We start from the raw sequence: 23,307 nt of genomic DNA, 5'->3' as shown, positions 1-23,307 counted from the left end.
GCGGCTGATGCCGCGAGAGTACCTCGCGCGGCCGGACGAGCTTCGCACTGTGCGCACGGGTAACAAGTTGAGCGTCGCGATCGATCACCCGAGCGTGAACTACCAGTGCCGGTTGATCGTGCCCTGGCTGATCCAGATCAGGGTCATATTCGCATCAGTGGTGCTTTATAGGCCAGTCTTCGAAGGAGAATGCATGACTTATGTATCGCGGCCAGACGCGTCCACCTCTGATGGGGTTGCATGCTTCATTGCCGATCCATGCCAATTTCCGGCCCTGCGCCTTGCAGCAATGCGGTCACCGAAACTCAGCGCAGATCACGGTGTTCCGCACGTGGTATCCACTCGTCACGACGATAATAATAGGCAGAATCCCATGAGCGCCGTTCACATCATCGACTGCCACAACGCGAATGACTACTTCGCCGACAGGGCGGACGGACCGATCACACAGAAGATGCTAAAGACTGTCAACATCCGCGCGGAGCTCCACATTGCTTTGGACCGAAAGCATTTTCGTGAGGCTGTAGTCCAAGCGAACAAGGCGAAGTGCGACGTGCTTCACATCGCTGGGCACGGCAATGGAGACGGGATCGCTTCGTCCAGTGGGCGAGGTAGCCTTCTTTGGGCTGACTTCGTAGAAATGTTCCAAGGCTCGGATCCAGCGCCGAAGATCCTCGTGATGTCAATGTGCTGCGGAGCATCATACGCGTTGGCGGCGGGCACGGAGCTCAGCGGATGTCAGTCGGCTCAGTTCCACCGTTACACGAGGATAGCCGACGGGATGGCGGCACGCTGATGGGCTCTGACGACAATTTTGACATCGTTGTCGTTGGAGCCGGGCCGGTCGGCCTTTCGTTCGCTGCGTCGCTTGCCCAAAGCGAACTCAAGGTGGCAGTTGTTGAACAGAACACATTCGATAGTCTGGCGAATCCGGCTTTCGATGGTCGCGAAATCGCGCTGACCAACGCTTCGATCAGAACCCTTCGCGAGCTCGGCGCCTGGGATGTCATCCCGGCTTCGGACAAATCAGCAATTCAAGGCGCGCGCGTGCTCAACGGCTCGAGCGCATTCGCTCTTCGTTTCGATCCTCCCAGCAACTCTGGAGAACCGCTGGGGGTTTTGGTTCCAAATTGCCGGATCCGCGAGGCGCTGTTCAAAATCGTCCGCTTGCAGGATCGCGCCCGGCTGTTGTGCGGCCACTCGGTCGTCGATGCAACAAACAGCCAAGAAGGAGCAGTCGTAACGCTCTCTAATGGCGCGCGTTTAACTGCTCGGCTTGTTGTTGCCGCGGATTCGCGTTTGTCCGCCACGCGTGATCTGCTGGGCATCGGCGCCGATATCAACCGGCTTGGCCACTCGATGCTGATTTGCCGAGTGAGGCACGAGCGCGCCCACCACCAGATCGCCATCGAATGGTTCGATCACCATCAGACGATAGCGATATTGCCCCTCGCGGAGGGCGTGTCGTCGCTGCTGCTCACATTGCGCTCAAACGAGGCCTATAGACTGCTTGCCTTCGATGACGATTTGTTCCTGTCGGAGTTGACGAAACTGTGTCGAGGGCGCCTTGGAAAAATGACCTTGGCAAGCAAGCGCCATACCTATCCGCTGGTCACGACCTGGGCGCACAAATTCCGGGCCCCGAGCGCCGCACTCATCGGCGACGCTGCCATCGGCATGCACCCGGTGACCGCTCACGGATTCAACATCGGTCTCAGCAGCCAGAAGCAACTCGCCCGTGGAATCATGACTGCGTGCCGCGACGGCCGCAATGTTGGCGACCCCGACATGCTGCACATATACGAAAGGCGGCTGCGCCTGTCGGCGGCGCCGCTCTACCATGCAACGAACATACTGGTTGGACTCTACTCCAGAGACCACCTGGCGGCACGGCTTGCAAGGCATCTGGGGCTTCGCTTTGCCCAACATGTTCCCCTTGTCCGGCATGGGATTTCGGCGGAGCTCCAGCGGTGATACTGCACCAGCAGTTGCATTTTGCGCGATGTGCTGGGCGAGCGATGGGAGAGAGTGCATCATGCGCCGGAGTAATCCTGCTCCCGACGCTGATCTCCGATTGAAGAATTAACCCGTCCTTCAGGGGGGCTGCATAGGCTGCGGACAAGCAGGAGTAAGCAAGCTGACCCGTCCAGCCCTGGAAAAAGAAGATCCGCTGGAGGCGAGAATCCTTCAGGACCAGCTCGCTGATCTGAGGGCAGGCCTTTTCGTCTCAATGCCGATAAGCATTGTGCTGTCCGGGCTGATTTTGACCGTGCAGGCCCTTTCCGGGAACGGTCTTGCTGGCGCGGCCTGGTTTTCGGTCGTTAATGCGATAAATGCCGCCCGCCTTGCACTCGCCCGTCATCAGCTGAAGGAACCCGGAGTCCAGGATGATCTGACACGGGTTTGGCTGCGGCTTCGCTGGTTTGGCAGGCTTGCTCTTCTGGCGGGATTCACCTGGTCATTCCTTGCCGTCCTAACGGCTGGGTACACGACGTCTCAAGCATCGCTGCATCTAATAATTCTGGCGGGCATTTCAGCTGGCGCGGTCACGTACGGCAGCTCATATGCTGCGGCAGCGATATACTTCATCACACCGCCACTCCTCATTGCCGCCGCATGCTTGCTGACGAAGGGAACCCTGGAAAACTACATTCTGGCTTTTGCCGTCCTGCTTTTCGAGGGCGGCCTGGCTCGAGCCTCGTTCGTTGGACAAGCGCGCTTCCGTGACGCGAGCCGCCTGAGACATCAAGCCGAGCGGCTTGCCGCGGAAATGGAGCGCAATTCCAGGGAGGACCATCTTACCGCGCTCCTCAACAGGCGCGGCCTCGAACATGCAATCGATCAGTTTGAGAACACTGATGGGCCCTTTGTGGCCATGCTGATTGATCTGGATGGGTTCAAATCTGTCAACGATACCTACGGTCACAGAACGGGTGACGAGCTGCTTGCCAGGATCGCCCGCCGAATAGAGGAAGAAGCACCGGAGGGCTCAACGCTCGCCCGCATCGGTGGCGATGAATTCGTGCTGGTTTTTTCCTCGCTTAGAAATTCGCCTTCTCCCAGCAATCTCGCATCCAATCTCATATCCAAGCTTGCTCGCCCCTATCCTGGCGTCGCCTCCGTCCGGATCGGGGCATCCATAGGAATATACTCGGCTAAAAACCCGGGGCTGACGGAAATGTTGTTGCGGGCGGACATCGCCCTTTACACAGCTAAGCGCCGTGGCAGGAACGAATTTTGCCTGTTCGATGCCGAGCTCGACCGGGAACTGCAACGCCGCCAGTCAATCGAACGCGATCTTCATTCGGCGATAAAGACGAGAAGCTTGGGCCCTTGGTTCCAGCCAATCGTAAGACTCGACACCGAAGCTGTGATCGGTTTTGAAGGGTTGCTAAGGTGGTCCCATCCGATTCACGGTTCCATCTCTCCGCCCGAAATCATGACAGCGGCACGCGAAACCGGAATGCTCCAGCTGCTAACTCAAGCTGTATTTTCCGAATGTTGCGCTTTTATCGACGCCTTGGTGAAAGCTGACTGTCGTGATGTTCGTGTGACGATGAACGTTTCACCGCGCGAATTGGAGGCCGGCGATATCGACGAAATGGTTCTGAATGGTCTGGCGGCAAAGGACCTCCCTGCAACGATGTTCGAAATTGAGATAACAGAAGAATCGCCCGTGGACCCGGACAGGGTCGATGAAAAGCTCGGACGGCTTTCACATGCCGGCATTTCCATCGCGCTCGATGTCTTCGGCACCGGCTTTTCCACGTTGGCATCGCTCAAGGACAGTCGGATAAGGAAGGTGAAAATAGACCAGGGCTTCATTCGCGGTTTAGCCAAATCGCGGGAGGATCGGCTGCTTGTCAAAACCGTGATCGATCTTGGTCGGACGCTCGGGATCGAGGTCATGGCCGAGGGCGTCGAGACAGAGGCGGATCGGCAAACTCTGCACAAGCTTGGCTGCAAAACCGCTCAGGGCTTCCTGTTCTCCAAGGCGGTGCCACTCAGCCAAGCGCTTGGTTTGGCAGTTAAAGAGCGCCAGGAGTTGTGACCGGCATCCGCCATTCGCTCACGCGCGCCACCTCGCCGGGTTCAGCGGTATCCTGCAAGTGGATGGCTACTCGGCCTATACCAACCTGGTCAAGGCACGGGACAAAGCCGGCAGCAATGAAACAATCCGGCTCGCCGGGTGCTGGGCTCACCTGCGGCGCAAATTCTACGACCTGCACATCAGCGGGATCTCGCAGGGCCGCGACGGGTTCGATCACCGCCATGACCGAATTGTGGAAGGTCGAGACAAGGTTCGTGGCAAGGATGCTGGAAGCCGCGCCGCGCTGCGTCAGGAAAAGTCCGTGGCCATTGTCGCGAGCCCCTTCGATCTATGGGAAGCGGAACTGGGCAAGGTCTCGGGGAAATCCAAAACCGCCTTGCGGGGCTGACCTTCCATCTGGTCCGTGGTTAGCTGATAGGCGGTTTATTTGTCGTGCAACGTGCTCTTTCAGCCTAAGCTGCTCCACGCGTGGGGTACCAAATGTCAGACTTTCACCACTAGGAAATCGCGAACGGGCGCGGCGCTTACTGGCCGCATTGCCGCAAAATAGCGTCGGAAGGTGGGATCGGCGTGACGTTGTTACTCAGAGTGAGTGGTCCCGAGAGTTGAGGGCAGAATCGAAATTCGCGTGTTCCTATAGCGCATCTCCGATCGGGGGCCATCGCCACGAGCAGCAGATGAGGCAATGCGAAGCTTGGTCGATCGACAGAGTGATGCGGCACGACATCCATTTCCTACCAGCCCATTCCCCCCGATACAGCCGCGCGTCTACTCGAACCTAGAGCTGTCGAGCATGAGCAAACACCGTCCTTGTTGTGTTCTGAGAACTCCAGCTTTACCTCGCCGAATGGCAGCTCGCAAATGATGCAATCAAAAGTGTGCATACCGCGGCAGCGACCACATTGTTTCAGTCTTTTCAACAGCGTAAGAATCTGACGGTATTTTTGACGGTACTCACTGGTTGTGTGACTTAAATTAAGTAATTGAAACAATCAGGTACGGCCTTAATTGATGATTGAATGGGATGCTGACAGACGCCGCAATCAAGGCATTGAAAATAAAGCAGAAAATGTACAAGGTGGCGGATCGTGACGGGATGTATGTCCGCGTCATGCCTAGCGGCACGATCTCGTTTCGTCTGGATTACAGGCTCAATGGCCGGAGGGAGACCGTCTATCTCGGCAAGTACGGGCGCGATGGGATCTCCCTGCTCCAAGCCCGGGAAAAATGCCTCGATGCACGTCGAGCGGTTAGAGAAGGTCGCTCTCCAGCCATCGAGAAGCAGCGCGACAAACGGCGACTGAAAGAAGCAAAGAGCTTTGGTCAGTTTGGAGAGAAGTGGCTGACCATGGCATCAATGGCGGATAGCACTCGCTCAATGCGCCGGTCAATTTACGAACGCGAACTCCTGCCGGTTTGGCGCAATAGGCTGCTGACCGAAATCACACCGGACGATCTTCGCGCCCAATGTGCCAAGATCGTCGAGCGTGGAGCGCCGGCAACGGCGATCCACGTCCGTGATATCCTCAAGCAAATTTACGGCTTCGCCATTCTCCATGGCGAGAAGGTGTCCAATCCGGCCGACGACGTAGGGCCGGCATCGATTGCTCACTTTGTCCCGAGAGATCGCTCGCTCTCCCCAACTGAAATCCGCGTCATGCTCAAGATACTGGAGAAGGTCGCAACACTGCCTACCATTCGCCTTGGCCTTCGCCTCATCCTGTTCACGATGGTTCGAAAAAGCGAACTTCAGGACGCAACCTGGGACGAGGTTGACTTCGAGAATGCGGTCTGGACCATTCCAAAGGAACGGATGAAGCGATCGAAGGCCCACAACGTCTATCTATCACGCCAGGCGCTCGACATCTTTGTTGCGCTCAAGACCTGCTCGGGGAACTCTCGTTTCGTGCTGCCATCCCGCTACGACGCGGACGCGCCAATGGCGCGCGCAACCTTCAATCGTGTGACCTATGCGGTGGCCGAACTGGCGAAGAAGGAAGGCCTGCCGCTCGAGCCATTCACCGTGCACGATCTCCGGCGCACGGGCTCTACACTTTTGAACGAACTAGGGTTCAACAGCGACTGGATCGAAAAATGCCTGGCTCACGAGGACGGTCGCTCCTCCCGCGGTGTCTACAACAAGGCGGAATACGAAGTTCAGCGCCGCCACATGATGCAAGAATGGTCCGATGCAGTGGAAGCCTGGGTCGAGGGAAGGAAGCGCCCCGTCGTCCTTATGCCCCCGATGATGACGGTCTTTGAGCCCGATCCAGCGCTTTGACAGGAGCGGTCTTTCTCAAACGCACATCTGGAGGGCTGGCTCGGGGAATTGGTGCTGCCCTGCGCGCATGGAGCCAGGCTTCAACCTCGGCCAAATCCCACACGACGCAACGGGGGGTAAGAGCGAAACGTCGCGGAAATTGCCCGCGCTGCTCCATTTCATAGATTGTGCTGTCAGCCAGAGGGACGATTTCACGTAGCTCCTTACGGCGGATCGTCCGCTTTATTGTAGCCTCCCTGGGATCAGTCATGGCGGCCTACCTTTCCTCGTGTCGCAGAACGATTGCTGCCGATAGCTGGCGAGGATGGAAAGGGCGAAAGTCGATAAGCGTATGTTGGGCGGTGTTTTCGCACATATCGGTCAGTCAGGGTCGCCATGACCCGGACCGAAGAAACGGTTATTCGACCTGACGCGCCTCGACGGATCGCATGCCGCTCCGAGGTCAAGCTTACCGAGGAAGCATTATATTGCGCCCTTCGCCGGGGGCTGTCGGTCCCGCATCCCGCCTTACGGCGGCGCTATGCTGATGCTCCTACGGCCGCCCTGTTGAACCGGTCTCAGGGCCACGAACCTGCTCCAGCACCGAACTGACTTACTCCCTCCGACGGGCATTTCGGTGCTTACGCCTTGTACGCCCTTTTTTGTGTTTGTCGGGAGAGCGGGGGCTCTCCCGACAAAGAGTCAGAGAAGGGCCGGGTTTTCGGCGACGGGTTGAGGCGGAAGGAGAGGCCTTCGGCGCCCGTCATGGAGACGACCCATGACACAAGTTCTGAACGCCACCCGTGATCTTTCCGGCGGCTTCAAGGTGGATTTGAGCCGCGGCGAGCGGATTGGTCGCGTGTCCTCGGAATGGTTTTCGCGGCCGGCCGACGAGCGCTACTTGTCCTTATCGGAGCTATTCGAGGCGGTGCAGACGCGGACCGAGCGCAGCCGGACGAGAACCGTGGAAAGCGCGGCTATTCGTGTAGAGGCAAGCCGCAACGATGCCGAGCGCCTGAAGCTGGTGCTGCCGGGCTCCGATATTCCAATCGCCCCAACCCATTGGAGTTTTGGCCAACTGGCGAGTCTGGTTGGCGCGCCGGCGGCCTATTTGCGCCAACTTCCAGCGCCGCTCGCCGGCATCAATCTACAATATGGCCTGACGTCTCACCGCTCCGAACAGGTGAAGACGCTTGAAATCGAGGATGGTCGTGTTGAGTTGCGTGCGGTCACCGGCCCGGACTACGGCCGCATCTTCGATCGCGAACTGGTCGCCGCCGTGCAGCGCATCGCCGGCAACGGCACAGGTGACACCCGGTGGAAGGTGCCGGGCGTCCTTGACTGGTCGACCAGCATTTATAATCCGCGAGCCGACATCACTAAGGACACCACGACGCTCTACGCCTCTGACCGCGACGTGTTCCTTTTCCTGGTCGACGATCTCAATCCGATCGAGGCTGGCCGGCTACGGGACGGCTCAGCCGATCTTTATTTCCGTGGCTTTTACTGTTGGAATTCGGAGGTCGGCGCCAAGACGCTCGGCATCGCAAGCTTCTATCTTCGCGCCGTTTGCCAGAATCGCAATCTCTGGGGTGTTGAGGAGTTCGAGGAGATTACCATTCGTCATTCGAAATACGCAGCTTCACGTTTTGCGCGTGAGGCCGCGCCGGCGCTTGCACGCTTTGCCAATTCGTCGCCCATGCCCTTCATCAACGGCATCAAGGCGGCGCGCGAGCGGATCGTTGCCCGTACCGATGACGATCGCGGCGACTTCCTGCGCAAGCGTGGCTTCTCAAAGGCGGAGGCGACCAGGATCATTGAGACAGTGCTGACCGAGGAAGGTCGCAAGCCTGAAAGTGTTTTCGACTTCGTGCAGGGCATCACGGCGGTGGCTCGCGACAAGACCCATCAGGATGCCCGGCTTGATCTGGAGGCGCGGGCGAAGAAGCTGTTCGACAAGGCGATCTGACATTCTGGAAGCCAGGAGATGCACCGGTCTCCAGTTCTGTCCGCTTCTCGTCTTCTTTTTCTCGTGCTGCGGCGTCGTCCTCAAGAGTAAGAGGGCGGCGCTGCGCTTTGTGACGGGTTGGAGGTCGAGAGAGTGGCTTTCGGCTGCCCGTCGCGGAGTAACATCGATGGCTGCTATTGCCAAAAAGATCACCCTGTCGTCGTCGCGCGACATCCCTTTCAACAAGCTTGTGCTCAGTCAGGCAAATGTCAGGCGCGTGAAAGCCGGCGTCTCGGTTGAGGAACTGGCCGAGGACGTTGCCCGCCGCGGCCTGTTGCAGGGGCTCAGCGTCCGGCCAGTCAAGGATGAAGCCGGAGTGGAAACCGGCATGTTCGAGATTCCGGCAGGTGGCCGGCGTTATCGGGCGTTGGACCTGCTAGTCAGGCAGAAGCGCCTCAGCAAAACCGCGCCGGTTCCCTGCATCGTGCGAGAGGAAGGCATTGCCGAGGAGGACTCGCTGGCGGAAAACGTCCAGCGCGCGCCCCTTCATCCCCTCGATCAGTTCCGTGCCTTCCTCGCCCTTCGCGAAAAGGGCCAGTCGGAGGAGGAGATCGCTGCCGCGTTCTTCGTCTCGGTCGGTGTCGTCAAGCAACGCCTGAAGCTGGCTTCGGTGTCACCAGCACTGCTTGAGATTTATGCCGAAGATGGTCTGACGCTCGATCAACTCATGGCGTTCACCGTGTCCGGCGATCATGAGCGTCAGCAGCAGGTTCTCGAACGCCTGAAGGCCTCGTATGACAAGCAGCCCTATGCCATTCGGCGCATGCTGACCGAGGGCGCGGTGCGTGCGTCAGACAAGCGGGTGCAGTTCATCGGCATCGACGCCTATGTCGATGGCGGTGGCACAGTCATGCGCGACCTGTTCCAAGGCGACGACGGTGGCTGGCTGCAGGACGTCGTCCTGGTTGATCGGCTGGTCGCAGACGAGATGGAACGCCAGGCGGAGGCAGTTCGCGCAGAAGGCTGGAAGTGGATCGAAATCGCGCCCGATTTCGCCTACGGCCACGCCTTCGGTCTCCGCCAGCTGCGCGGCGAACCGTCCCCCCTTAGCGCCGAGGAGGAGTTGACGCGCAAGGCCTTGCAACTCGAGCTCGATCGTCTGTCGGAGGAATATGACAGCCTCGAGGACCTTCCGGACGAAATCGATCAGCGTCTGGCTGAGTTGGAGACTGGACTTCAGTCCTTCGAAACCCGGCCACTCACCTTCGACCCGCTCGAGGTTGCCCGCGCCGGTGGCTTCATCAGCATCGCGCCAGACGGTTGTCTTCGCGTCGAGCGCGGCTACGTCCGTCCCGAGGACGAGTTGCCCATCGAGACACAGCCAAGCGAAGAGGGGGAGGAACCCTTGGAGGCTTCTGCCGTCCGAGACGGGGGCAGCGTTTCGGCCGACAATGAGCCGCTGGCCGACCCCGAAGAGGATGATCGCATCTCGCCGATCTCTGACCGGCTCATGACGGAACTGACGGCACATCGCACGCTCGGCCTCCGTCAGGCGCTCGGTGGAAATCCGGACATAGCCTTCCTCGCCGCCTTGCACGCGTTCACGCTGAAGATCTTCTACCAATATGGGTCGGATAGCTGCCTGGAACTGGACTTGAAGAGCGTCAGCTTCGGCGCCCAAGCGCCAGGATTGAACGACAGCACCTGCGCACAGGCGATCCGTGTCCGACACGACGACTGGGCCAACGCGCTGCCGAAGGAAGCCACCGACCTTTGGGACGCCCTTCGCGGCTGGGATCGCGATCGCCAGGCCGCGCTTTTCGCCTATGTCGTCAGCATGTCGGTCAACGCTGTGCATGAAGCATGGAACAGGCGCCCGCGCGCTCTCGCCCATGCCGACCGGCTGGCACACGCCATCGACCTCGACATGACGGCGGCCGGCTGGCGGCCGTCTGTCGACAACTTCCTCGGGCGTGTCACAAAGGCGCGCATTCTCCAGGCACTCACTGAAGCGAAGGGCCAGGAAGCCGCTGACCGAATAGCGCACCTCAAGAAGGGCGACATGGCGAGCGAGGCGGAGAAGCTGATCGGGAGCAGCGGTTGGCTACCTGAGCCCCTGCGCACCCCGGGAAACGGGAATACAGAAACGAATGAGACAGGATCGCCGCAAACGGTGGTCGAAGCGACGGCGGGGAACGACGGCGAATTGTCCGTGGCCGACACCGAGAGCTTCGCTGAAAATGACGATGCCGCGAATGAGCCTCATACGATCGCTGCTGGATGATCAGTGGCAAGTCTTCATCTGGCCCGCCGGAGACGGCGGGCATTTTTCTGGAGGCGGACCGTGTCTAGAAGCCCCAACGACCTCGCGCACCGGCTCGGCCGGCAGGCGGAGGCGGTATGTCGCAACTATCTTTCGAACGGCCGGCGCCAGGGCAACTATTGGCTTGTAGGCGACGTCCGAAATACGCCTGGGCGATCGATGTATGTAAGGCTGAGGGACACTCCAAAGGGTCCCGCAGGCAAATGGACTGATGCTGCTACCGGCGAGCACGGCGACCTGCTGGACGTGATCCGCGAGAGCTGCGGCCTGACCGACTTTGCCGATATCAGCGTGGAAGCCTGCAATTTTCTGAGCTTGCCGCGCTCCGAACGGCAGCCAACGGCATCGAAGCAGACCAGGGCGATGGCGCCTTCCGGTTCTGCGGAGGCAGCGCGGCGGTTGGTCTCTATCTCGCGGCCGATTTTACGGACGCTCGTTGAGACGTACTTGTGCGGCCGCGGCATTACGGCTTTGCATGAAACGGGATGTCTACGCTTCCACCCGCATTGCTACTACCGTCCCGAAGATAGCGGGCCGACTGAGATCTGGCCGGCGATGATCGCAGCGGTCACTGACCTCAACGGAGACGTGACTGGCGCTCACCGCACCTGGCTCGATCCGAGCGGATTCAGCGATGCCCATCTCGGCCGCGCTCCGATCGAGACACCGAGACGAGCATTGGGCGACCTGCTCGGTCACGGTGTCCGCTTCGGCTTTTGCGGCGATGTCATGGCCGCCGGCGAAGGCATCGAGACGATGCTGTCGCAACGCATAATCCTGCCGACTATGCCGGCACTCGCAGCGTTGTCGGCCGCACATCTGTCCGCAATCCAATTCCCTGGTACATTGCGGCGGCTCTACATCACCCGTGACAATGATCCGGCAGGCGAGGGCGCAGTGGCAACCCTCCTTGAACGCACCAAAGCGGCCGGTATCGAGGCGATGGTCCTGACGCCGCAACTCGGCGATTTCAACGAGGATCTGCGCCTGCTCGGTGCCAATGCCCTGTGGGCGATCCTGCGGGTGCAGATCGCGCCGCAGGATGTCTCGCGCTTCATGGCGCTGGCGGCCTGACCGGAAGGGGAAGAAGGGAGGCGTGCCAGCGATGTGTGGCTTGGATGGGCGGATGCACCTTCGCCGGGCGAGGGCCGGCCCACGGCCTTCCAGAGGGCGATCGGGCGCCGGCCGGTCCGGACAGGCAATGGCTACGCCCGGCTATTTTCCGGCGGCCCTTGCCACCCCGCGCGGCGGACCGCGCGAGACCCCGTCTGCGGGCCTTTCCATCGCGAGACAAAATAGCCGGGCTCCGCAATCCTCCACTTGCGTTCCGGCCCTGCGCTGCCGTTTAGGGTGCAGGTCCGGACCGTCCATCGCCTTCGTCGCCATGAAGGCCGCGATGGGCGCGGCCGATCCCGCGAAGGCAAGCCGCCATGAACACCGAGCACGACACCGGCTTCGAGCCGCAATCCGCATCATCACCAACCGATCATGTCCTTCAGGAGCTTCAGCTTTACGGTTTCCGTCCCTTTGACGACGAACCCGACCCGCGCCCGCTTCCCGAAGGCAAGGTGGTCGCAGCCAGCATCGCCGATATCTTCGACGCTCTCGTGGTGGCAATGGCCGACACACGCCTTGAACCCGATCTCGAGGAACTCCTGTGGGGAACGGTTAACCTGTTCCATCGCGCGACCAGGCGGATCGAGGGGGAGCTCGATGAAAACGAGCTTAGCCAGCTGCGGCTGCAGCGCGAACAGGACGGATCCGAGGTCAAGTCGGTCGAGCTCGAGCGCCTCATCGCCCAAGGTCAGACCCTGCTCGAACGCCGCAGCGCTTTCGAATTGATGCGCGACCAGGCCGCCGAGCACTACGAGCGTAACACCCATTCGATCTGGCGCCCGCGTTTCGGTTCTGTCGTCAACCATCGCCACCTGACCGCGGCAATGATCGACAGCAGGGACTTCGTTGCCGCGAGAAAGCATGCGGACAGCCAGGTGCTGTTGCCACCCGGACCGAAAGTCGCTTTCACCGGCGGGCTCGATTTCAACGACCATCGGCTGATCTGGGCCAAGCTCGACCAGGTCCATGGCAAGCATCCGGATATGGTCCTGCTGCATGGCGGATCACCAAAAGGTGCCGAGTTGATCGCGGCCAAATGGGCTCACAGTCGCAAGGTGCCACAGATCGCCTTCAAGCCGGACTGGACCAGGCATGCCAAGGCCGCGCCCTTCAAGCGCAACGACGCCATGCTCGACATTCTGCCGATTGGCGTCATTCATTTCCCCGGCTCCGGCGTTCAGGACAACCTTGCCGACAAGGCCCGCAGGCTCGGCATTCCGGTGATGAAATTCGGCGCCACGTGAAGAGGCCACCTTTTCACTCGCCGCAAGTCATTCGCCCCGATTTCCGTCGCTGCCGGCGCATTGATCCGACGACCGTTTCTGCCGATGTGGCGTCGATGAAAGCAAGGCGGCGAACCATGAGGTTCTCATCCCTTCTCGTCCTGGAATGGAGAACAGGGAACCGATCCCCGCGTTTGTCGACGCAATTCCTTGATCCGGTCCGAAGGCCTGATGCCATCAACCCATAAAGGGTCGGACTACGCCAAGCGTGCCGCCGTTCCGGCTTGCCTTCACGGTGATTGCGGCCCTCGGCCGGACACATCGGGCGCCTGTCGCGCGGGGATCGCTCCCCGCTTCCAAAGCAGGAGCCGGAAAGATGTCCCTCATGGAAGCCAACGCCTTCGCCTTCAGCCTCGCCACCAGCCTCATGGTCAGCATCGTCATCTTTCGCGCTGGCGACGGCACGCTCGCTGTCTCACCGGCAGACGAATACGACGGCGACCCCTCCGAGATCGTCGGTGAGATAGACCCCCACGCCTCATGAATCGTCGCGACTTTGCCGACGGCCCGCGTGGCGCGGCTGCCTCTCGAACACCCGTGCCGGCAGTATCGTCAGCCTGTATCTTTGCGTGGCGTCGTTCGCGCCGCTTTGAGGGTGCCCGGCGAAGGCGCGGGGCTATCGCCTAACATTTGTTAGCGCGGAATACCTGCCTGCCGTGCGAGCATATTTGCGGCTCGACCCTCGCGGGCTCTAGGGTCGTGACCACCTCTTGCCCGCTGGCTTCGGCCGGCGGGCTTTTTGTTACGTCGCCTTATCGACCAGCGGCGTCTTCCGTTTCGGCGCCACGTAGCTGGTGACAAGCCGCACCGTGTTGAGCCTGACCGTTACTGGAACGCCAAGGTTCACCGTCACTCTGTCCTCGTAGACATGCGTGACGTCGCCCACCAACTCGACCTTCTGCCCGCTGCTCACGTTTGGCGACCGGTCAACGATGGAATGCGGCTGGTGGTAGGAAGGGATCAACACGGCGACCCGATCCTCAGTCACGCGCTTGCGCACGGTCGCGGTGATCGCGACCTCGTCGCCGACTTTGATGCTGCCCTTCGCCATGAAGGAGACTCTGGGGCGCAGGGCGGCATAGTCAAGCAGTTGCTAAAATAGACCATTGCAGGAGGCTCATTCGGACCTCAGTCCACATCGCATGATGAGGCCTGATCGGATACGTTTTGCTCCTCGCCGACTGTTGAAACCACTCCTCCCCGGATTGGAAGATGTCGGCGGCTAGCCCGGCTCGCAAGTCCTGTGTCACCTCGACCAGCGAGCCGGGCTTGGCAAACAGCAACCCGATGGTCGGGGATAAGCGCTTGTTGACCGCCGGGCCTAGCCGGCAAGGCTACCGGCTGGCGACGTTATCGGCCCTTCCATCTTCTGCTATTTGGCAAAAAACGGTGGGTGTCGGGTTCCTCTATCCGCAAATCGGATGAGCCCAGAGTCGCGACCCACTCGAAACAAAAGCCAACTTCAGCGGTTCCTGTCATTGGAGGAACCGTTATGTGCTCGGCAATCCACAATGAAGATGAGCGCATCGCCCATCTAAAGCTGTTGGCGGAGCGACTGATGAGGGAGACTGGCATCGGGCAGGAAGAGGCGAAGCGACTGGTCGAGTTAATTGGAACTGATTGGAATTCGCTGCTTCGCGAGGCTAGGTTCCTGAAAGGTCGACACTAGAGGGTTGCCGGCCGGCACTAGCGGATCCGCTGGATGCGGCCTTTGTCGAGTCGAAACACCCCGTCCTGGCCGCCCTGCTTCTCAAAGTCGGTTTGGATCTCATCCCAGGTGCCAAGGTACTTTCCGCAATCATCGCAAAAAATGGGCGTATCCGGACGAGCGTCATCGGGGATCCTGAGCCTGATGGTGAGGCAGTATCCGTTCACCGTGTGCTCTGATTGGCGCTGGATCCGTTCCACATTATGGAGTCTGGGGCCGTCGGCTGCCTCGTCAAGCGGATGCTAATATTTGTGTCCGGACATGGAACAGACCTTCCCGGTCGCGGTTCTATCTGGAGCGGTCATCTCCCGCTTCTGGGTGGCCAGAGAGCCCGTCGCCATGTCCTCCAGGCGACGGGCTCTCTCGTGCCTCCTTGGAGGTACGAAGTTTTGAAAGCGATCGCCACAACTCGGTCTCGTCGGTAGATCCGTTGTCGAAAACTTCGAAGATTTGAGAGGCAAGATATTCCCTCTGGTCCCTGTCCTTGAGGGCTAGCCGGCGTTCTTTGCACAGTCGGTCAAAGACCCGCTGGGAGCAAGTCCAGATCAGCGGGTTCGTACACACCACTGTTGCGCGACAATGACATCGTTGCCGCCCTAAAACCCTGGTCGGAATTATCTCACACTGCAGGGCTGGCGCGAAGAAAAATCAGCAGGTCTGTCGGCGGTGGATAGCGTCTCAGTCATCAGGGGACAGTTTCAGGTCTGGCGGATTTCTATCGCGAGCGGCCAGTCCCCCCGCCGCTCCCCAAGCAAAAGCCCGTCGTTCTCTCCCCGAGACGGCGGGCTTTGCGTTTCCTGCAGGTATCGCGCCACGTCGACATACACTGTCGGATGCTCGCCTACGGCAGGGTTTGAGGCGCTTGTCGCGTCAAGCTGGGCATGATCCGGGGCCGATGTAGACAAGGTCTGGTGGTCGGCCCGGTGATCAGGGCAAGGCGGCTCGCCTCATTGGTGGTCTCACGTCTGGGAATTTCTCGTCATCGTCCTGGCAATGCCTTGGCAGCCTTGGTCAGGGTCGCGCGATCATTGCCGTGCTTGCGGATGAGTTCTCGAACTTGAGCCGGTGTGATGTTGTTCTGCAGGGCGAATAAATTCACCTCATAGTCGTCGTCAAGCGAGATTTGGCCTGCGGCGCGGAAGTCGGCTCTGCTTTTGTCCTTTGCCATTTGGGGACTCCTTCCGCCAGAATCTCCTTACGTCGAGGAGTTTCTTCCCGCGCCCTGTGTCTGCCGACGGCGCCACGATCTGTTGCCGGTGTGGCGACCACCAGTCTGACCCTCAGAGCGCGATAGTGATGGGCTCCCTTCGGCGGAAAAGACAATTCCCGACCCTTCGAAAGCCAGCAGCATAGCGGCAACTTTGCGGGGATGCGGTTTCCTTAGCCCGTTCTCAAAATCGCTGATCGTCGTTTCGCTAAGATTGCACTTGGCGCCAAGCCGCACGCGCGACCACTTCAATAGCGTTCTTGCTGCTCGCGACTGCTCTGCTGTCAGTTTTCGCACTTCACGGACCTCCTGTTGACCAATAGCGGACTGAACGGAAGGTTCCGGAGCATTTCAGGGTTTGCTAACGGAACTGAAACGGCCATGCGATATTGAATCAGATTCGATGTTGCATCGGAGCGGGCCTTTTTCGTTATCGGATCCAAACGGCCCTCCCCATTGCCACTTGCGCTTAGCAATCGGGACTTGGTCGCAAGCTCGTGGCAGCCGTTTACCTAGGCGAAGCGACGGGCCGATTCGCTTGCGCCGCCGCCCAAATTTGACCCTTTCCGTGCAGGAATGAACGGGGCGGTTGTGACCGCAGGCGCGATGGCGCTCTTCCACCGGCTTGCTGTTATCGACCACATGACGGGGGCAATCGGCGTCATCATCCTTTTCGGATTTGCGCTGCCATACTTCCATCTGCGGAGCGAGTATCGAAGGCACTCGGAGGCCTTCGAGGCTGAGTATGCCAGTCAGTTGGACCTGGAGAGGGCACGAGAAATGAGGGTGCCTGCTGTCAAGACAAGCTCATCTCCGCTGAGACGAACCGTCAGCCGATGAGAAAAACCCGCCTGCCGGCAAAACCCGCCCGGGTGGCCGCCCCCGCTGGAGCACCCGTTGGCAGGGTCCTAAGTCAATTTAGCAAGTTGAAACACAACGCGGGTGGGCCGTTTGCAGCGTGCCAGACCACGCTCTGGCTATTCCAGTAGACCTCCCGTTGGCCTCGGCCGGCGGGCCTTTTTTGCCACACCGGCTGCCTCCAGTGCTTGTCGCATGCGTCTGAGATTGCCCGGACCCGGAATTCGGTGGGCCTTTCTCAAACTCGCGCATCGTGGGGCAGCGCGTCCAGGAGGCTCAAGGAGGCCCGCAGAAGGGTATGAAGCGGCCGGCGACGCAATGGGTGAAGCCGGGGCTGATCGGCCGCATCAAGCATCTGCGCGGCGAGGACGACTTGCGGCATGCCTCGCTGCCGGATTTCACGGAAGAGACGGGCTAGCGCAGCAGCATCACATGGACGGGCGGAACCTTTGCGATCACGAAACCTTCTCCTGTGATCCAAGGGAGGAAACCATGGCAAATCTGGGAAGACTGGCTGTCGCAGTGCTTGGCATTCTAGCCTATCAAAATCGCGAGAAGATCGGAGACTTGATCCGAGGAAATCGCGATCCAAACAACCCGCAGGGAGGGCTCTTGGATCAGTTATCCAAGGGCGTGTCCGGGACGGCGCTTGGGGACATCCTCGACCGCTTCAGAAATGCTGGAGCGGGGTCGAAGGTAGATTCGTGGGTTAGCAGTGGACCCAATCAGCCGATCGAACCAAAGGACGTGGAGAACGCAATCGACGACGACACCCTCACTTCTCTTTCGATGCAGACTGGTCTGTCACGCGATGAGCTGATTGCCAGGATCACCAAAGATTTGCCTGAAGCGGTCGACAAGCTGACGCCAGAGGGCGAATTGCCGGCTGCAAACCCGAGCATAGAGACCGAGGAGATCACACTCCTCGATCAGGTGCCGCCACGCACTCCCGAGCGGTAGGGCGGAGACCGCTTCGGCCATCACCACTGGAGCGAGCTTAATCGCACTCACCGAAAGGATAGGTTGTGGGACCGTTACCTGAGTTTCAATATTCTGAAACTCCGGGTCCGTTGGTGGAGTGTGGCCCGGCCTGCTATCCTGTGTCCATAGTAGAAGCAGGCCGGGCTACGTGCCGGCGCAAATGTCATATCCGGCTGCCAATCCCAACCAGGAACTTTAGCGCTCTCTAAAGGTTCTCCCCCGGAATCCTGTACAACACCCGCCGGTGGAAACCATGGCCGAGTTGGCATTCGCTTTCGTATATTGCTCAGCGCTGACCGGCGGTGACGTGTTGGGCGCCTTGGCGTCTTTGTTGGCGGCCCTGCTTCTCTACAACGTCCTGCGTGAAGACCGGACAAACCACTAGCTGAGGCAGTCTGCCCGAGATCACGCCGAAGCCCATTCGAGCTACACTGGCAGCCGTTCGTAGCTTAGCCGTTCCTGACAAACCAAGTGGGCCCTAGGAATGACGGGCCAAATTTCCTGCTGGAACATTTCGGACGGTAAGCCGTTGTGAACCCATCCCGAAGCGGCCGACCAACAACAACGCCTCATACTTCGAATTCGACGTAATGCGCGAAGCGTTCAACCGCTGGGTGGATGAGGATAAGGTTCCTGAGGACCAGTGGCGACCGCGCGCAACTAAGCTCGTTCGGATTGTGACAGGCGATGACTACGTCGACCCCAACGTGGTCGAATGGATTGTACGCAAAAGCCCCGGCGCCGATTAACTTGGCACCCCACCCCTTTCAGGAGAGTTGAAGACTCCAAGACCGCCGACCCGAACACCGACGCGCATCTAGTTCCGGGCCAGAAATCCCTGTAAAACGCCGCGATGAAGCGCAGCACGATCTATGCCGTCTATCACCCGCCCGTGTTCGGGCTTCCATTCCTCGCAGTGGTTCTAAAGCCGGACGGCACGACAATGTCTCGGCAGTTTGAGACCGTCGATGAGGCGCGCGCCTTTAACAAGTTTATAGCGCAGGCGGATCAATCAAGCGGCAAGACCCAGCATTAAAAAGGAAGCCCCAGCGTTGAGGGGGTCGGTGCTAGGGCTTGCATGTACGCTGTACCAGCATGACCTTACGTTAGCTTGCACTAATATTGTGAACGAAGGCTGAATAGGCGCCCGATAGCCCGTCGCTGGTGTGCCCCCACACCTAACGACGGGCTAAAGGTGGCCGGCGCCCGTTCGTTGGGGAGCAATGCCTGGAAGGCCGGCCTGGCGGCCCATTAGGACCGCCGCATATCTCGACTAAGATACCTCTTTTGGACATGGCGTGATCGCGTAAGCCCTTGGCAAGCGATCGGCGACCAGGAATATAATCCTATTAGGTGCGGCGACCTCATTCTCGAAGATCGCCATGACAATGAAATTCCCCTTTGTTGAAGACACGCTAGGCAAGAAGCTGGAGGCCGGGACAGGCATGTCGGTCGACTGCCTCACCTGCAGGCGCCATGTCGTGCTCGATGTCGCCGCGCTTGTGGAGCGTCTCGGCCCTGACCAACCGTGCCTTCATTGGGATCTGGCAAAGGTGATCTTTTGCCACGAGTGCCGCCGCGCCGGCCGAGATGACCGGAACCTGCAATTCACCAACCACGCGGCCCCACCGGACAAGCGCAAAGGCTGGAGTCCATGAAACGGGAGCGGCCCGGCAGGCTAGCGTGGGTAGGCCAGCAAACGCCGGGCCTAACCGGCGCTGGGTGTCGGGGGCGAACACGGCGCCGGCTGGCGAAACAATACGCTCTCGCCGAAATAGCAGGCACGTATCCATAAGGACGAACGTGGGAGTAGCCCAACGTTTCAGTGTCTCATCTCGGGACCGAATTGCTGGCATCAATTTTGCGTCAGACGCATTGCTGTTACAGCAAGGGATTTTTCACATTGCGACTGTCTGCTCAGCCTGCGCGAAGGCCAGGATCACCGAAGTGCATATACTCAGCGCCGCTGCAGATCGAGGATGTGCAGATCGACGAAAATGGCGATGTGACCGTCTCGATTATTGCTGGCGACATCTACTCGAAGAATTCCACACAGCGCTATCAGATCACCTTGACCGAAGCCGAAATCAGCATTCTCGCCCACGGCGTCAGGCCCCACAAAGCATTGACCGCCGGCTAGGCGGAGGGCTGGACGCCGTGCTCATAGCCGGCCCTCAAATTTGAATGCCGCCACATTTGCTTTGTCTCACAGTGGCCGAATGTCGAAATACCTCTTCGAGGTTGTGAGAAATGGGCACTCTCTAGGCGATGCCTGGGTCGATCTCGATGGCCTGAGCGAAATGCGACGAGAGGCGCTAAAGGCTCTTCAAGACATAGCAGTCGACGAACTGGCCTCAAGCGATTTGGATGAATCCATGACCGTCTCCGTCTATGAGGAAGCCGGGCGGCTGGTCTATTCTGCTACCATCAGCGTGTCTCAGTCGTTTCCGGTTTCGCAGGAGTCCCACTAGGTCATCTAGAAATTAGATGGAGAGCCGTTTTTTGTTGGCTCTAATTTTCCTCCGATAGACGGCTGCGACCTTGCCCACCGATCCGGTAGCGAAGAGCGTACCGGCGAGCGTGGCCGCCTCCACTTTCTCAGTGATCATTTGCTTCGCTTCCCTCTCTGCCAATCTGCCTCCCCGGGCAATCCGCAGCGTTCGAAGCCAAATTACCTGGTGAGCTTCCAGCGCCGACAAATAAAGATCGAACCACGGATTGAACATTCGCACCTCCAGATCGCTCAGGAGAACGGCGGCATCGAATGTCGGTTCCTAAGTGGGGAGCGCACAGGACTGCAGGAGCGTGCCGGACGCGTCGCCGGTGGTTAGGACAGTGCAGGGCCAAAGCCTGCCGGAGCTTTCTTGGGCGTAGAGACACGACAACGATGACCGACGCCCTCATCCCTTGCCGACAAGCCGGCACGTGGATGCGGAAACAGCGATCGAATTTTGCACCGCAGGCATCGTCGTAGCCCGCGAACTCGGGAGACGTCTATGTGCAACGCCGAAGAGCCGGGTACCGGAGCCACCACGCTATGCGCACATTAGTCAATGCAGACGCGCGGATCAGTTGCGAAGCGACTACCGTTTGCGTGCAGCCTCTGTTGCCGGGGTCAGATCGGCGCAGGTCACCTTTTCTCCTGGGACCTAGGTGTCTTGGCCAACACCGATGCGGTCTCTCGATTGGTGTTTCTGGTCCGAAGAACGGCTTCGCCTCAATCGCTTGTTGCGCAACGGTGCGTCACGACTTTCTTCCCCTGCCGGCTGCGCCGTCATTCCTCGCGAGCAACAAAGTCGCTCCAGCGCCGTCCTCCGCTGCGCTTCGGCCCTCCGGTGCGCCAGCGATCGCCTTCGACCTTTCGACCACCATCGAGTCGCAATGGTGCGAGCTCGAGACAGATAGGATCAAGGAGAATTATCATGGCCACCATCGGCACCTTCAAGAAGTCCGGCAACAACGAGTTCACTGGCGAAATCGTCACTCTCAGCGTCCAGGCCCGCGGCGTGCGCATCGTTCCTGAAACCCGCGCCAATGGCGAGAACGCCCCCAGCCACCGGGTCTTCGTCGGCCGCGCAGAGATCGGCGCCGCCTGGTCCAAGCAGTCCAACGAGGGCCGGGACTATCTGGGCCTCAAGCTCGACGATCCGAGTTTCATCGCCCCGATCTTCGCCAACCTCTTCAATGACGAGGACGGTGAGGCCTACAGCCTGATCTGGTCCCGCCCGAGCCGCCGCGGCGCAGAATAAGAAGATACACGCGGTCCCGCCCGGTTCATCCGGGCGGGGCCTCTTGCCGTCAAACCGGGAAGCGACATGGCGCGCAGTGGGTGGCGATGTCGACTTAGCATCGTGTGATGCCCGCAAAGCGGCCTCCGCAGCTGCCGTGACCTCTGTAAGAACTGTGATTTCCATCTCGCGGGTTGGGGAGTGAAAACCATGATCGAGCCGTTCGACGACGCCGCGCCCACGGGGGAAGTACTTACCGAATACGACCGCAGCCACATCAAGCTCTACATGCGCTTGTTTGACGCCGACGCCGACGGCGCCGATTGGCACGAGGTGGTCAGAATCCTCTTCGGGATTGATCCGAAAGAGGAGCCACAGCGTGCCCGACAGGTTCATGACAGCCATCTGGCGCGGGCGCGCTGGATGACACGCACAGGCTACCGGCAACTTCTGCGTAAGACCGAAACCTAGCCAATATTGCCGCCTCGGTGATGCCAAAAAAGCATCACGCGATGTCCATCCAGGGTCTTCCGCCAATCCCAATCGCCCGGAATCGATGCAGGCACGACTTGCAGTTTGACGAGGACCCACACGATGAAGCCGAACACGTCGCGTTGGGGGGACGATAACAGCTACGACTTCTTCGACAGCTTGCCAATCGAAGGACTCGCCTGGGAATGCCTGCGCCGCTCAGATTCATATCAGCGGCTCTACCTGGCGCTCGTTCGTTCGGGAACTGAGACGAAACCGTTTCCAGCAGAAGTGCAGAGACGCTGGGGGTTGCGATTTCGCGGCCCGTCCCGACCTGTCCGCATTGACGCAAGACGTTTTATGGTCACCTCTTGCCGATCCTGCCGTGCTGGCCCTCGCCCCGTCGCCGGACTTCCTGTCGTCCGACCCTTCCAGGGCGCTTGCCGGGGTCGGCCCTGGTCGCGACAGTCCGCAAGGTTCGCATGTCGTCCATGACAGCGGCATAGCAACACAACTTCTCCTCCTTCCCGGCGGTGACGAGAACCGTTCCCTTACAGCTTTGATACCGCTGGATTCTCAGACACTCGGACGGGTGGAGGCTCTCGTTCGTTTCTGGCGTGCCTACAACAGGCGGCCTGTTCCCCCCGATACGCGAATGACAATTCAACAGAGGCGCCGCCTGCGCCTGATGATGCGGGCCTCGGATGGCCGCGCCAATGGCGCCAGCTACCGTGAAATCGCGACCGCCTTCTACGGGACGGGGCGAGTTCTCGCCGCGCCATGGAAAACCTCATCCCTGCGCGACACCGTGATCGGTCTCGTCAAGGGTGGAAGAGCCATGATCGCCGGCGGCTATCTGCAACTGCTGCGCCATCGCAAGCGCTCCTAGCGCTCCCGGGTGGGAATATTGCGCCCCCCAATCTTCCCCATCCTCTGCGACGTCTCCTTTCCGCCACGGTTGTCGCTGTCCGCCGCTGAGCATCAGCGGTTCTCAAAACTCCCCGGAGGCTCGATACATGCGACCAGATCTAGCCGTTTTGCCGCCGCGCTTTCTGCGCACCAAGGAAGCTGCCGAGTTCCTCAGCCTGTCGTCCCGCACGCTGGAGAAACACCGCACCTACGGCACTGGTCCTGGCTATCGCAAACTTGGCGGTCGTGTCGTCTACGCCGTCGACGAGCTCCAGGCATGGGCTGAGCGCGGCGCAGTGACCTCGACTTCGGACCCACGCGGTTCCGTGCTTCCCGCCAAGCGGCATCCGCCGGCAGCTTTTGCGCCGACCGGTCGGTATGGGCGCTGACCTGTGCCCCGCGCCAAGGCGCGGTGAGTCACCACGCTGGCATCACCTCGGCGACGACATCTCGCCGCCTGCTTC

Annotated in this window: 25 protein-coding genes; 20 read left to right on the top strand and 5 right to left on the bottom strand. The window is 59.9% G+C overall.

All coding sequences use genetic code 11. From position 1 onward, the window contains the following. Positions 1 to 67: 67 nt before the first annotated feature. The 5 genes from EN742_RS37710 (at position 68) to EN742_RS00330 (ending at position 6,332) form a co-directional block, all read left to right on the top strand. Entirely contained in the window at positions 68 to 796 is a 729-nt protein-coding gene (locus EN742_RS37710; RefSeq protein WP_128344425.1) for a hypothetical protein, read from the top strand. Then, positions 793 to 1,974 (top strand): 5-demethoxyubiquinol-8 5-hydroxylase UbiM, encoded by a 1,182-nt coding sequence (ubiM, locus tag EN742_RS00345; RefSeq protein WP_189350574.1) that lies wholly within the window; start codon positions 793 to 795, stop codon positions 1,972 to 1,974. The genes EN742_RS37710 and ubiM overlap by 4 nt, the downstream gene beginning before the upstream one ends. Positions 1,975 to 2,230: 256 nt before the next feature. Continuing rightward, positions 2,231 to 4,051: an EAL domain-containing protein gene (locus EN742_RS00340; protein WP_236387765.1), complete on the top strand. Its 1,821-nt coding sequence runs from the start codon at positions 2,231 to 2,233 to the stop codon at positions 4,049 to 4,051. After that, complete coding sequence (locus tag EN742_RS37705; protein ID WP_329609615.1) at positions 3,957 to 4,439, top strand: transposase; 483 nt, start codon at positions 3,957 to 3,959, stop codon at positions 4,437 to 4,439. The genes EN742_RS00340 and EN742_RS37705 overlap by 95 nt, the downstream gene beginning before the upstream one ends. Positions 4,440 to 5,075: 636 nt before the next feature. After that, positions 5,076 to 6,332, top strand: coding sequence for a site-specific integrase (locus EN742_RS00330; RefSeq protein ID WP_127421160.1), 1,257 nt, complete (start codon positions 5,076 to 5,078; stop codon positions 6,330 to 6,332). On the opposite strand, the gene EN742_RS00325 is transcribed toward EN742_RS00330, so the two are convergent. Further along, positions 6,286 to 6,582, bottom strand: coding sequence for an AlpA family phage regulatory protein (locus EN742_RS00325; RefSeq protein ID WP_127399894.1), 297 nt, complete (start codon positions 6,580 to 6,582; stop codon positions 6,286 to 6,288). The genes EN742_RS00330 and EN742_RS00325 overlap by 47 nt on opposite strands. 507 nt (positions 6,583 to 7,089) lie before the next feature. Here EN742_RS00325 and EN742_RS00320 point away from each other — a divergent pair. The 5 genes from EN742_RS00320 (at position 7,090) to EN742_RS37700 (ending at position 13,465) form a co-directional block, all read left to right on the top strand. Next, positions 7,090 to 8,280, top strand: a complete 1,191-nt coding sequence (locus EN742_RS00320; protein WP_127400416.1) for a DUF932 domain-containing protein — start codon at positions 7,090 to 7,092, stop codon at positions 8,278 to 8,280. 166 nt (positions 8,281 to 8,446) lie between these two features. Next, positions 8,447 to 10,543, top strand: coding sequence for a ParB/RepB/Spo0J family partition protein (locus tag EN742_RS00315; RefSeq protein WP_127400417.1), 2,097 nt, complete (start codon positions 8,447 to 8,449; stop codon positions 10,541 to 10,543). Between the two features lie 60 nt (positions 10,544 to 10,603). Then, complete coding sequence (locus EN742_RS00310; protein WP_127400418.1) at positions 10,604 to 11,656, top strand: toprim domain-containing protein; 1,053 nt, start codon at positions 10,604 to 10,606, stop codon at positions 11,654 to 11,656. A 356-nt stretch (positions 11,657 to 12,012) separates the two neighbouring features. Further along, complete coding sequence (locus tag EN742_RS00305) at positions 12,013 to 12,942, top strand: DUF2493 domain-containing protein (RefSeq protein ID WP_128332210.1); 930 nt, start codon at positions 12,013 to 12,015, stop codon at positions 12,940 to 12,942. 355 nt (positions 12,943 to 13,297) lie between these two features. Then, the gene (locus tag EN742_RS37700) at positions 13,298 to 13,465 is read left to right on the top strand and encodes a hypothetical protein (protein WP_189347588.1); all 168 of its coding nucleotides are present in this window, start codon (positions 13,298 to 13,300) and stop codon (positions 13,463 to 13,465) included. A 258-nt stretch (positions 13,466 to 13,723) separates the two neighbouring features. On the opposite strand, the gene EN742_RS00300 is transcribed toward EN742_RS37700, so the two are convergent. The 3 genes from EN742_RS00300 to EN742_RS00280 all read right to left on the bottom strand — a co-directional run bounded on the left by EN742_RS00300 (position 13,724) and on the right by EN742_RS00280 (position 16,193). Beyond that, positions 13,724 to 14,032: a hypothetical protein gene (locus EN742_RS00300; RefSeq protein WP_127400100.1), complete on the bottom strand. Its 309-nt coding sequence runs from the start codon at positions 14,030 to 14,032 to the stop codon at positions 13,724 to 13,726. Between the two features lie 1,636 nt (positions 14,033 to 15,668). Beyond that, complete coding sequence (locus EN742_RS00285; protein ID WP_127400101.1) at positions 15,669 to 15,857, bottom strand: DUF3606 domain-containing protein; 189 nt, start codon at positions 15,855 to 15,857, stop codon at positions 15,669 to 15,671. 27 nt (positions 15,858 to 15,884) lie between these two features. Continuing rightward, complete coding sequence (locus tag EN742_RS00280) at positions 15,885 to 16,193, bottom strand: helix-turn-helix transcriptional regulator (RefSeq protein WP_281033505.1); 309 nt, start codon at positions 16,191 to 16,193, stop codon at positions 15,885 to 15,887. 1,053 nt (positions 16,194 to 17,246) lie between these two features. Between EN742_RS00280 and EN742_RS00270 the strand changes: the two genes are divergently transcribed. The 5 genes from EN742_RS00270 to EN742_RS00255 all read left to right on the top strand — a co-directional run bounded on the left by EN742_RS00270 (position 17,247) and on the right by EN742_RS00255 (position 20,206). Continuing rightward, complete coding sequence (locus tag EN742_RS00270; protein ID WP_128332209.1) at positions 17,247 to 17,714, top strand: YidB family protein; 468 nt, start codon at positions 17,247 to 17,249, stop codon at positions 17,712 to 17,714. An 874-nt stretch (positions 17,715 to 18,588) separates the two neighbouring features. Next, positions 18,589 to 18,771 (top strand): hypothetical protein, encoded by a 183-nt coding sequence (locus tag EN742_RS00265; protein WP_127400103.1) that lies wholly within the window; start codon positions 18,589 to 18,591, stop codon positions 18,769 to 18,771. Positions 18,772 to 19,117: 346 nt separating this feature from the next. Further along, positions 19,118 to 19,393 (top strand): hypothetical protein, encoded by a 276-nt coding sequence (locus tag EN742_RS37695; protein WP_127405163.1) that lies wholly within the window; start codon positions 19,118 to 19,120, stop codon positions 19,391 to 19,393. Positions 19,394 to 19,716: 323 nt separating this feature from the next. Continuing rightward, positions 19,717 to 19,875, top strand: a complete 159-nt coding sequence (locus EN742_RS37690) for a hypothetical protein (RefSeq protein WP_189375074.1) — start codon at positions 19,717 to 19,719, stop codon at positions 19,873 to 19,875. A gap of 79 nt (positions 19,876 to 19,954) precedes the next feature. Then, complete coding sequence (locus tag EN742_RS00255) at positions 19,955 to 20,206, top strand: hypothetical protein (RefSeq protein WP_127400105.1); 252 nt, start codon at positions 19,955 to 19,957, stop codon at positions 20,204 to 20,206. A 12-nt stretch (positions 20,207 to 20,218) separates the two neighbouring features. Here EN742_RS00255 and EN742_RS00250 read toward each other — a convergent pair whose 3' ends face one another. Then, a complete protein-coding gene (locus EN742_RS00250) occupies positions 20,219 to 20,461 on the bottom strand; it encodes a hypothetical protein (RefSeq protein WP_127400106.1) in 243 nt (80 codons plus the stop codon). A 696-nt stretch (positions 20,462 to 21,157) separates the two neighbouring features. Between EN742_RS00250 and EN742_RS00245 the strand changes: the two genes are divergently transcribed. The 5 genes from EN742_RS00245 (at position 21,158) to EN742_RS00225 (ending at position 23,232) form a co-directional block, all read left to right on the top strand. Beyond that, positions 21,158 to 21,484 carry a DUF736 domain-containing protein gene (locus tag EN742_RS00245; protein ID WP_127282167.1) on the top strand — a complete coding sequence of 109 codons (327 nt, stop codon included), beginning with the start codon at positions 21,158 to 21,160 and terminating at the stop codon, positions 21,482 to 21,484. A gap of 189 nt (positions 21,485 to 21,673) precedes the next feature. Then, positions 21,674 to 21,934 carry a DUF2285 domain-containing protein gene (locus EN742_RS00240; protein ID WP_189375072.1) on the top strand — a complete coding sequence of 87 codons (261 nt, stop codon included), beginning with the start codon at positions 21,674 to 21,676 and terminating at the stop codon, positions 21,932 to 21,934. Positions 21,935 to 22,057: 123 nt separating this feature from the next. Then, complete coding sequence (locus EN742_RS38905; protein WP_245482245.1) at positions 22,058 to 22,429, top strand: DUF6499 domain-containing protein; 372 nt, start codon at positions 22,058 to 22,060, stop codon at positions 22,427 to 22,429. Further along, positions 22,320 to 22,823, top strand: a complete 504-nt coding sequence (locus tag EN742_RS00230; protein ID WP_127405161.1) for a DUF2285 domain-containing protein — start codon at positions 22,320 to 22,322, stop codon at positions 22,821 to 22,823. The genes EN742_RS38905 and EN742_RS00230 overlap by 110 nt, the downstream gene beginning before the upstream one ends. A gap of 127 nt (positions 22,824 to 22,950) precedes the next feature. Then, positions 22,951 to 23,232, top strand: a complete 282-nt coding sequence (locus EN742_RS00225; RefSeq protein ID WP_127282164.1) for a helix-turn-helix domain-containing protein — start codon at positions 22,951 to 22,953, stop codon at positions 23,230 to 23,232. Positions 23,233 to 23,307: the final 75 nt, after the last annotated feature.

It is taken from the genome of Mesorhizobium sp. M4A.F.Ca.ET.020.02.1.1, from assembly GCF_004022645.1.
GTDB lineage: Bacteria > Pseudomonadota > Alphaproteobacteria > Rhizobiales > Rhizobiaceae > Mesorhizobium.
This window is presented reverse-complemented; position numbering and strand designations above follow the sequence as displayed.